Below are 9,525 nucleotides of genomic sequence, written 5' to 3'. Positions count from 1 at the left end.
CCGCGAATCCTCAGTCAGTGGCATCTGCTGGGATATCCACCATTACCGCGCAGGTGACGACAAGTGCCGGAACTCCTGCGCCTGACGGTACTGCGGTGAACTTCAGCGTCACGCAGGGCACCGGTGGAGTAGATGCTTTTGCACAGACAACAAGCGGCGTTGCGACGGCGCAGTTCACGGCGCCCACCCTGCCATCGGGGTTCGGAGGCGAAACTGATCGCATAACCGCCACATCCGGCGGCGTATCAGGCTCAACAGCGGTCACGGTCACGGCGGCCCCTCAACCGACGGCTACGCCAGTGCCGACACCGACTCCGCCACCTTTGACAGTTACCCCTGCAACTGTACCGATTAGTTGTACTACTGGCGGCATAGCGACATTTGTTGTCACTGGTGGAAGTCCGGGTTATACAATAACATCGTCGTTGGCTTCAGTGGTCGTCAGTCCAACCACGGTAACTGCGAGTGGTAAGACATTCTCGGCGACAGTGGCAGCAGATTGCACGGGCATCCCGGCGGCAGGGCGTCCTGTTAGCATAGCAGTGGTCGATACGAAGAGCAATCTCTTCACAGCGACAGTCACGATAACAAATCCGTAGCGCATTGGAAAGGTCAAGGAGAGGGCGGGCTTTTTGCCCGCCCTCTTTTGTTTTCCTCCTGAGAGTTATTATCCCAGTCTTTACTTTCGGCCCTGTTTCTAATAACATAATCTCATGAAAGAAGGGGCTAGAGGGCTGTTTGATACGATGAGGCTGCCGTGATAGAGAGCATGACGGGTTTCGGGTCTTCTCAGAAGGGCCCCTTCAAGGTGGAAGTCCGGTCCGTGAACCATCGGTTCATGGACATATCGATAAAGATCCCGCAGAACCTCAGCCTTCACGAGATTCCGCTGCGGAACCTTATTAAAGGGAGATTTTCGAGGGGGAGGTTCGACGCCATCGTCTCCGTGACCGGAGAAGAGGGTCATAGAGTGAAGCTCGATGTCGGAATCGCGAGGGAACTCCATCAGGCCCTCGTCGCACTAAAAGAGGAGCTTTCGCTGACGGGAGATATCGAGATAGGCACCCTCGCGGGATTCAGGGACCTCATCCTTTCGGAAGAAATCGACTACGATGCGGGCCCGCTCTTCGAGGCCTTCAATGATGCCCTGTCGAGACTTGGAGATATGAGAGATCGCGAGGGAGAGACGATCGCGACGGATATCTTTCTGAGACTGGCACGGCTAGAACAGATGAGCGAACAGATCGCTCTTTTTACACCCGACGCGGTGACCGCCTGCAAGGAGAAGTTCATCGAGAGACTCCATGACCTTTTCGGGGAAGTTCAGTATGACGAGGGCAGGGTGCTCCAGGAGGCCGCGATTATGGCCGAGAAGACCGATATCAGTGAGGAGATAACGAGGGTCCACTCGCACGTTGCGCAGGTGAAGGAGATCCTGTCCAACGGTGATTCCGTGGGAAGGAAGATAGAGTTCCTCCTGCAGGAGTTGAACCGGGAAGTGAATACGGTGGCCTCGAAGGTGAATGACTACCGGATCACGAATCTTTCGATCGAGATAAAGGCGGAGCTCGAAAAGATGAGGGAACAGGCTCAGAATCTTCAATAGGAGAGGGTGGAAAGAGATGAAAAGAGACTTAAGTCCGATACTAGTGAACATAGGTTTCGGCAACGTCGTTTCTGCTGCAAGGGTGGTCGCGATAATAACGCCCGGTTCATCACCTATGAAACGCTTGAGGGACGAGGCGAAGAAACGGGGAAAACTGCTGGACGCTACGGAAGGACGGAGGACGCGGTCGATCATCGTTACCGACAGCGACCATATCATCCTCAGCGCCCTCCAGACAGAGACGATAACCCAACGGTTCCATGACTTCAGGGGCGCCGACGGGATGCCGAAGGACCTGAGATTTTCCGAACACCGGGATCGGGTTGATGATCAGGAAGAAGAGCGGTAACCTCTTCGTCGTCTCAGCGCCTTCTGGGGCCGGTAAGACGACGCTCTGCCGGCAGCTTATCAGTGAGCTTCCCGACATAGGACATTCCGTTTCGTATACCACGAGGTTTCCCCGCCCCCGTGAGGTGAGTGACCGGGACTATACCTTTGTGGATGAAGGAGAATTCAGAAAAATGATCGAGGATAATGAATTCGTCGAATGGGCAAAGGTCCACGGAAACCTTTACGGGACTTCGAGAAAACGCCTCTACGAGATGATGGGAAAGGGTCTCGACGTGCTCCTCGATATCGATACGCAGGGCGCGCGCCACTTCCGCGCGAGTTATGAAAACGGCGTGTATATTTTTATACTTCCGCCTTCCCTCGATGTACTGCGGGCGAGGCTGGAGGGCCGTATGAGCGATTCTCCCGAGGAGATAGCCCTGAGGATGAAGCGGTCGGTCCAGGAGATAGGGGAGTACAAAAATTACGATTATGTTATAGTAAACGATGTCTTCGACGAGGCTCTCACGGAGTTGAAGGCCGTCGTGATTGCCGAGAGGATTAAGACGGAAAGGGTAGACCCTGAATGGATAAGAAACGTTATGGCTTAGGAGGAGATATGGATATTATCGCGTTGCCGGTTGAAATTGAAAAGAAGCTCATAGACGGCAAATTTAGACTTGCGACGATCGCGGCGCAGAGGGCGAGGGAACTGGCACTCGGGGTAAAACCGAAGATCGCCACCAGGTCGAAGAAGGTGACGACAGTCGCGATCGAAGAAGCCCTGAGCGGTTCTCTGGAGTTCCTTGTGGGCGACGAGGCGAGGAAGGCGAAGCAGGAGGCGAAGAAATTCGATTACCGGAAGTACCTGGAGGAGAAGCGGAGAGAAGGCGCACCTGAAGACCTTTCCGAACTCGAGAAGGACCTGAAGGTCTACCTGCACGAAAGGGAGACCGGCGAGAGGAAAGCCCTGGAGGACCTCTTTGTCGAGAAGGGAGAGGAATCGGAATCCCCGAAGAGTTACGAGGCCCTTGGGGATGAAAGCGGTGCTGAAGAGTAGGAAGATACTCCTCGGTCTCACGGGAAGTGTCGCTGTATATAAGGCAGTTGAATTAGCGAGAAGGCTCACCGAGGAAGGGGCAGCGGTTCATGTGGTCATGACCTCCGCCGCGAAGAATTTCATAACGCCCCTTTCCCTCGAGGTGTCATCTCAGAATAGAGTCCATTCCGACCTCTATGTCGACCCGATGTCCCATATCTCGCTTACCGCTGATGCGGATCTTTTCGTCGTAGCTCCTGCGACGGCAAACAGCATAGGGAAATTCGCACAGGGAATCGCCGATGACCTCCTCAGCACCTGCATGCTCTCATTCAAGGGTCCCGTAGTCATCGCACCGGCAATGAACTGGAGGATGTACGAAAACCCGATCTTCCGGAAGAACCTCGATTATCTCCTATCACGGGGATTCCTTCAGGTCGGCCCCGAGCGGGGGATTCTGGCCTGCGGGGAAGAGGCCGTCGGCAGGATGGCTGAGGTCCCGGAAATAATCGAGACGATAAAGTCTGCCCTATCGAGGCAGGACCTTTCCGGTAAGAGATTTGTCGTGACTTCCGGGCCGACCCGAGAATACGTGGACCCGGTGCGCTTCATCTCTAACAGGTCGTCGGGCAAAATGGGATATGCGGTTGCGAGGGCGGCGGCGAGAAGAGGAGCGAAGGTGACACTCATCAGCGGACCGACGCAGATCAAACCTCCCGCATCGGCAGAGGTGATTTTCGTCGAGACCGCAGCGGAACTGAGAGAAGCGGTCCTCGGGAACCTGCGCTGCGATGTCCTTGTCATGGCTGCAGCGGTTGCTGATTTTGCGCCCATCAGGAGAAGGGATACAAAAATCGAAAAGAGCGATGGACTGAAGCTCGAACTCAGAAGGACACCGGATATCCTTTCAGAACTCGGTGCGATGCGCCGGAAACCGCTTCTTGTAGGCTTCTCGGCAGAAACGGGGCCTCACGTGAAGCGGGCTGAGAATAAGGGCAGGAAAAAGGGCGTTGATATCATGGTATTTAACAACGTGCTCTCTACCGGTTCGGGCTTCGACGTCGACACGAACGAGATCACGATTATCGGGAAGGAAGGCATGACGAGTCTGCCCCTTATGACCAAAGATGAAGCTGCCGATGCCCTTCTCGATAGGATTTCGGATTTATTCAAATTTATTCCTTGACTTTTCCCTCGATTTCTATAAAAATTAAACGAATATGGCACTCGAAGAGATAGAGAAACTGCGCCAGAGAGTTGAGAAGGACCCGAATTCGCGGCTTTTCCTTCCCCTCGCCGAAGAATACAGAAAGTCGGGAATGCCGGATGAGGCTATTACCGTACTTCTGAACGGCCTGAAACAGCATGCGGGCTATACCAGTGCGCGGGTTGCCTTGGGAAGGATATATCTCGAGAAGAACATGCTCAGCGAAGCCCAGCTCGAATTTGAGGAAGTCATCCGGTCGGTACCGGACAATCTCTTTGCCCATAGAAAACTTGCAGATATATACCGGGAACTGGGAGAGACGGAGAAGGCCGTAACGGAATACCGGACGGTGCTTGTCCTGAACCCCCTCGATGAAGATGCTCAGGCCTGTCTCGAAACCCTCGAAACAATACCCTCTGAGGGAGCGACTTCCGCTCTTTCTCCTGAAGGCAAGGCCGCAGCGGCCCGTGAAACATTGCTTGAAGCGGCGGGAGGAGAAGAGACGGCTGAGGAAATTATGGAGGAGGGCATTCTTGCGGCGGAACTCCCTGAAGGTGAAGTTACCGGGATCGTGAAATCAGAGGATTTCGGAAAAGAATTTGAGGAATTCAGCAGGTCCCTTTCCCAGCAGCTTGAAGATGAGCCGGAGGCAGGAGTCTTTGTTATCGGGGCTGATTCCCCGGAGCCAGTGCATCCGGCGGGCGTCTCTGGAGAAGTTCCTCCCTCTGGCGAAGGCAGCTATGCCGCCATGAGGGCGGAGATCGAAGCTGCTGATTCCCTTATCACCAGCGGCGACTATTCCGAAGCGATTAATCTCTACAGGGGACTGCTCACACGTTACCCCGAAAACAGAGACCTTCTCCAGCGGGTCGCTGAGCTCAGGGCTTTTCTGAAACTGATCGGAAAAGGCGAAGAGCTCATGATAGCGAGACTGGAGGCTTTCCGCGAAGGGATAAAGAGAAGGTTTAGCGCATCTTCCGAATAGAGAGTTCGTTGGTCTGTCTGCAAGGCATCTGCCCTGTGACGGGCCTCAACGGCTCGATGAATCAATTAACCAGTTACTCGGAACCGAGGAGAGATGAGTTTTTTGCCTGTCCTTAAGGAAATTGTCGAAAAGGTCGACGGTGCCGCATCCGCAGCCATAATCGGTTCCGACGGTATTCCGGTGGAAGAATACACCGTCCAGAAACTTCTCAGCCTTGATGAACTCGGGGCCGAGTCCTCCGCGATGATTAAAGATATTAACCTTGCAGCAGAGGACCTCGGTCTTGGCAAAGCACGGGAATTTTCGATTATCTCTGATAGATGCGGTATCGTCATGCGCCGGATCAATGCGGAATACTACCTCGCCCTCATCATCACTCCCGATGGAAACTATGGAAAGGGCAGGTTTATCCTCCGAACAACGATCCCGAAGATCGAGGGAGAATTCTGACGGCAGAGGATTGACGTCGGGCACGAGAATACGGCGACAGGCGCCGGGATATGAAAGAACACGGTCCGGCCTGAACTGGCGTAGAATTTCTGAGGTCTCCTGTCCCGACAGGCTGATTTTCATCTTGCGCATATGAAGGTTTTAGTTATACACGGTCCGAATCTGAACCTGCTCGGGAAAAGGGAACCCGATATTTACGGTACCCTGACTCTCTCGGAAATCAACGCCAGAATGAAAGAGAAGGCCGCGGAACTGGGAATGGATCTGACCGTCATCCAATCCAACAGTGAATCAGGGATCATCGACACGATACAGAAGAACGATTATGATCTCCTCATCATCAATCCGGCAGCCTACACGCACACGAGCATAGCCATCCGAGACGCAATCGCTTCCGTCGGGAAGCCTGCCATAGAAGTGCATATTTCGAATATTCACGAAAGAGAGGAATTCAGAAGAAAGTCTTACACCGCGGAGGTGTCGCGGGGCCAGATCATCGGCTTTGGCGCAGAAAGCTATATCCTTGCACTCATAGCCGCAAAAAATATCATTTCTCAGAGGTAGCGCGATTATCACCGGGTATCCGCTCCGCATCGCACGGGTACGGGATTCCATCCGGAATAGAGGAGTCGATGGATTCCTCGTAACCGACCTCATCAATATCCGGTATCTCTCCGGCTTCAGAGGCACGTCGGGCTTCATTCTCATAACGAAACGGGATGCCGTCTTCGTGACGGATTTCAGATATCGGGAGGAGGCTGAACGGGAATTATCGAAGAAGGACAGCAGGGGAGGCGCGACATCCCGATCATCTGTTGCATGGGAAATTGTAATCGAGAAGGGAAACCGGTTCGGGACGATAAGAAAGCTCCTCAGGTCGCTCGGCGTCGGCATGCTCGGCTTCGAATCTTCCGTGTCGTATGAGGTCTTTTCCGCCCTTTCCCGGATCGGTGCCGGCCTCAAGCCCCTAAGGGGTCTCGTGGAAGGATTGAGGGCGGTGAAGGATGCTGATGAGATAGCCCTTATTCGGCAAGCCGTCCGGCGTGCCGAAGATGCGTTTCGTGACATTAAGCCCCGGATAAGAGCAGGGAGGAGTGAGCTTGAGATCGCCGGAATGCTCGAGGAGAGGCTAAAAAAAAGAGGTTGTAATCGCATCCCTTTTGATATAATAGTGGCGTCCGGAGACAATGCGGCGATGCCGCATGCGAAGGCGACGGAAAAGAGGCTCTCGCCGGGAGACCTCGTTGTTGTCGACTGGGGAGGAGAGGCGGAGGGGTATGTCTCTGACATGACGAGGACGCTGCTTCTGAGAGGCGGAGACATGACGAGGAAGAAAGGGATATATGAGGCCGTCCTTAAGGCGAACAGAGACGCAATCTCCTCTGTCAGTCCGGGCGAACAAGGGAAGATCATAGACGGTACGGCGCGGGAGAGTATCGGGAACGCCGGATATGGGGAGTATTTCGGTCACGGTACGGGTCACGGAGTTGGCCTTGAGGTTCATGAACTGCCCCGGATAACCTGGACGAAGAGGACCGTGGTGCAGGAGCACATGGTCTTCACTGTCGAACCGGGGATATACCTGCCGGGGCTTGGAGGGGTGAGGATCGAGGACATGGTACTCGTGCGGTCTGCCGGCTGTGAGGTGTTGACCACCCTGCCGAAGAATCTCGAGATTATTGCCTAAGAAAGGAGATTGCATTGCTATCGACGAACGAATTCAGGAAAGGTGCCAAGATAGAGTATAAGGGAGAGCCTTTTGAGATTGTGGACTTTCAGCATGTTAAGATGGGAAGAGGCGGGGCGATCATCAGGACGAAACTGAAGAGCATGAGAACAGGAAGCGTGCTGGAGGATACCTTTAGGTCCGGTGAAAAATTCGAGACACCCCAGCTCGAAGAGAAGGCTATGCAATACCTCTATGCGGAGGGGGATATGCATTTCTTTATGGATACGGAGACCTTCGAACAGGTCCCCCTCACCGAGGCCCAGCTTGGAGACGTGAAGAAATTTCTGAAGGAGAACATGACGGTCAAGGTTCTCGACTATAAGGGAGAACCCCTTACGGTTGAACTGCCGACTTTTGTGGAACTTGTAGTCGTAAAGACCGATCCCGGTTTCAAGGGTGACACTGCATCGGGAGGAACGAAACCGGCGACACTCGAGACGGGTGCTGTGGTAAAGGTCCCCTTCCATATCAGCGAAGGGGACAGACTGAAAATCGATACACGGACGTCAGAATATATCGAAAGGGTCAAGTGATGGAGCTTGAAGACCTCAGAGAACTGATATCCCTTCTGAAGGAGACGGACATAACCGAACTCCAGGTGGAGAAGGACGGGACAAAGGTCAAGATACGGAGGCAGGCGTTTCCTTCCCTGGAGGTGCAGACGAAGATACCGGTGTCCCAGGAGAAGCCGGGAGAGGTCGAGGAGGACGTCCAGAGACTCGTGACCATTACCTCCCCCATCGTCGGGACGTTCTACCGCTCACCGGCCCCTGATGCGCCGCAATTCGTCGACAACGGTGCCAGAGTGAAGAAAGGCCAGGTCCTCTGTATTGTCGAAGCGATGAAACTGATGAATGAGATAGAAAGCGAGGTTGACGGTATCATCATGAGGATTCTCGTCGAGAACGGTCAACCGGTAGAGTACGGAGAGCCTCTCTTTCTCATAGAGCCGGCATAGGCACAGGTAAGTGGCGTCGGGGCGAGGGTAGCGGCCCGGGGAACGTTGCGGTAACTCCTGTCTGCTGACCGTGGCCGGCAGAGAAGTCTTTTTCTTCAATGCTCATGAATGCAAGGTGAACGATGAAACTCTTTAGGAAGATCCTCGTAGCGAACAGGGGAGAAATTGCGGTCAGGATCATCAGGGCATGCAAGGAACTCGATATCAAAACCGTTGCCGTTTACTCCGATATAGAGAAGGATTCCATGCATGTGAGACTCGCAGACGAGGCTATATGCATCGGTCCGGCAAACTCGGTTCAGAGTTATCTGAACATCCCCGGCATCCTCAGTTCGGCCGAGATAACAGACTCAGAGGCGATACACCCAGGATACGGCTTCCTCGCCGAAAACCCGCATTTTGCCGAGGCCTGCGTCACTTCGGGAATAACCTTTATCGGACCGTCTTCCGAAAATATAAGGCTCGGCGGGGATAAGGCGAAGGCACGCCAGGTCCTGAAACGGAGAGGGATCCCAGTTGTTCCCGGCAGTGACGGGCCTGTCATTTCGGAAGAAATAGCGCTGAAGATTGCGAGAAAAGTGGGCTTTCCCGTCATCCTCAAGGCATCAGCAGGGGGAGGGGGCAAGGGCATGAGGGTCGTCGGGGAAGAGGGCGAACTCGATCACGCATTCCATCTGGCGCAGAGAGAAGCTCTTACAGCTTTCGGGAACAGCGAGCTCTATATCGAGAAATATATTCCGGAGATGAGACACATTGAGGTCCAGATCATGGCCGACAGCAAGGGAAACGTCATTCACCTAGGTGAGCGCGACTGTTCGATACAGAGGAGGCATCAGAAACTCATCGAAGAATCGCCTTCACCCTTTTCGACAGAGAAGTTCAGGAAGAAGATCGGGGAACTGGCTGTCAGGGCCGCACGGGCCATGAAGTATAAGAATGTGGGCACCATCGAATTCATCGTCGAGCCCGACGGAAGTGTCTATTTCATGGAAGTGAACACAAGGGTACAGGTGGAGCATCCGGTTACGGAGATGGTGACGGGCATCGATATCATTAAGGAACAGATAAAGCTTGCGGCCGGTCTTCCCCTGGAATATAAACAGGGAAGCATAAAGCCTTCGGGTCATTCGATAGAATGCAGGATCAACGCTGAGGACCCTGAGCGGTTCATCCCTTCTCCCGGGAAGATCACCTTTTTTTATCAGCCCGGCGGGCCGGGTG

At 53.9% G+C, this 9,525-nt stretch carries 13 protein-coding genes; all 13 read left to right on the top strand.

Features of this window, described 5'->3' with window-relative positions:
- On the top strand, positions 1-599 hold a 599-nt coding region (locus tag VEI96_03650), incomplete at its 5' end, for a hypothetical protein (protein ID HXX57071.1).
- Between the two features lie 158 nt (positions 600-757).
- Positions 758-1,606: a YicC/YloC family endoribonuclease gene (locus VEI96_03645; GenBank protein HXX57070.1), complete on the top strand. Its 849-nt coding sequence runs from the start codon at positions 758-760 to the stop codon at positions 1,604-1,606.
- A 16-nt stretch (positions 1,607-1,622) separates the two neighbouring features.
- A complete protein-coding gene (locus tag VEI96_03640; protein HXX57069.1) occupies positions 1,623-1,955 on the top strand; it encodes a DUF370 domain-containing protein in 333 nt (110 codons plus the stop codon).
- A complete protein-coding gene (gmk, locus tag VEI96_03635) occupies positions 1,933-2,547 on the top strand; it encodes a guanylate kinase (GenBank protein ID HXX57068.1) in 615 nt (204 codons plus the stop codon). Before VEI96_03640 ends, gmk begins: the two co-directional genes overlap by 23 nt.
- Positions 2,548-2,555: 8 nt before the next feature.
- On the top strand, positions 2,556-2,996 hold the full coding sequence (gene rpoZ / locus VEI96_03630; protein ID HXX57067.1) for a DNA-directed RNA polymerase subunit omega: 441 nt from the start codon (positions 2,556-2,558) through the stop codon (positions 2,994-2,996).
- Positions 2,983-4,161 (top strand): bifunctional phosphopantothenoylcysteine decarboxylase/phosphopantothenate--cysteine ligase CoaBC, encoded by a 1,179-nt coding sequence (gene coaBC, locus VEI96_03625; GenBank protein ID HXX57066.1) that lies wholly within the window; start codon positions 2,983-2,985, stop codon positions 4,159-4,161. The genes rpoZ and coaBC overlap by 14 nt, the downstream gene beginning before the upstream one ends.
- A 34-nt stretch (positions 4,162-4,195) precedes the next feature.
- A complete protein-coding gene (locus tag VEI96_03620) occupies positions 4,196-5,167 on the top strand; it encodes a tetratricopeptide repeat protein (protein ID HXX57065.1) in 972 nt (323 codons plus the stop codon).
- A 93-nt stretch (positions 5,168-5,260) separates the two neighbouring features.
- On the top strand, positions 5,261-5,617 hold the full coding sequence (locus VEI96_03615; protein ID HXX57064.1) for a hypothetical protein: 357 nt from the start codon (positions 5,261-5,263) through the stop codon (positions 5,615-5,617).
- 132 nt (positions 5,618-5,749) lie between these two features.
- Positions 5,750-6,181 (top strand): type II 3-dehydroquinate dehydratase, encoded by a 432-nt coding sequence (gene aroQ, locus VEI96_03610; GenBank protein ID HXX57063.1) that lies wholly within the window; start codon positions 5,750-5,752, stop codon positions 6,179-6,181.
- On the top strand, positions 6,162-7,304 hold the full coding sequence (locus tag VEI96_03605; GenBank protein HXX57062.1) for a Xaa-Pro peptidase family protein: 1,143 nt from the start codon (positions 6,162-6,164) through the stop codon (positions 7,302-7,304). The genes aroQ and VEI96_03605 overlap by 20 nt, the downstream gene beginning before the upstream one ends.
- A 14-nt stretch (positions 7,305-7,318) precedes the next feature.
- A complete protein-coding gene (gene efp / locus VEI96_03600; protein ID HXX57061.1) occupies positions 7,319-7,879 on the top strand; it encodes an elongation factor P in 561 nt (186 codons plus the stop codon).
- Positions 7,879-8,304, top strand: a complete 426-nt coding sequence (gene accB / locus VEI96_03595; protein HXX57060.1) for an acetyl-CoA carboxylase biotin carboxyl carrier protein — start codon at positions 7,879-7,881, stop codon at positions 8,302-8,304. The genes efp and accB overlap by 1 nt, the downstream gene beginning before the upstream one ends.
- Before the next feature lie 122 nt (positions 8,305-8,426).
- The coding region (locus tag VEI96_03590; GenBank protein ID HXX57059.1) for a biotin carboxylase N-terminal domain-containing protein at positions 8,427-9,525 on the top strand (1,099 nt) is incomplete at its 3' end.

The sequence above is a fragment of the Thermodesulfovibrionales bacterium genome, assembly GCA_035622735.1.
In the GTDB taxonomy this organism is placed as follows: domain Bacteria; phylum Nitrospirota; class Thermodesulfovibrionia; order Thermodesulfovibrionales; family UBA9159; genus DASPUT01.
The sequence above is the reverse complement of the archived record's forward strand: the minus strand, read 5'-3'. Positions and strand labels throughout refer to the sequence as shown.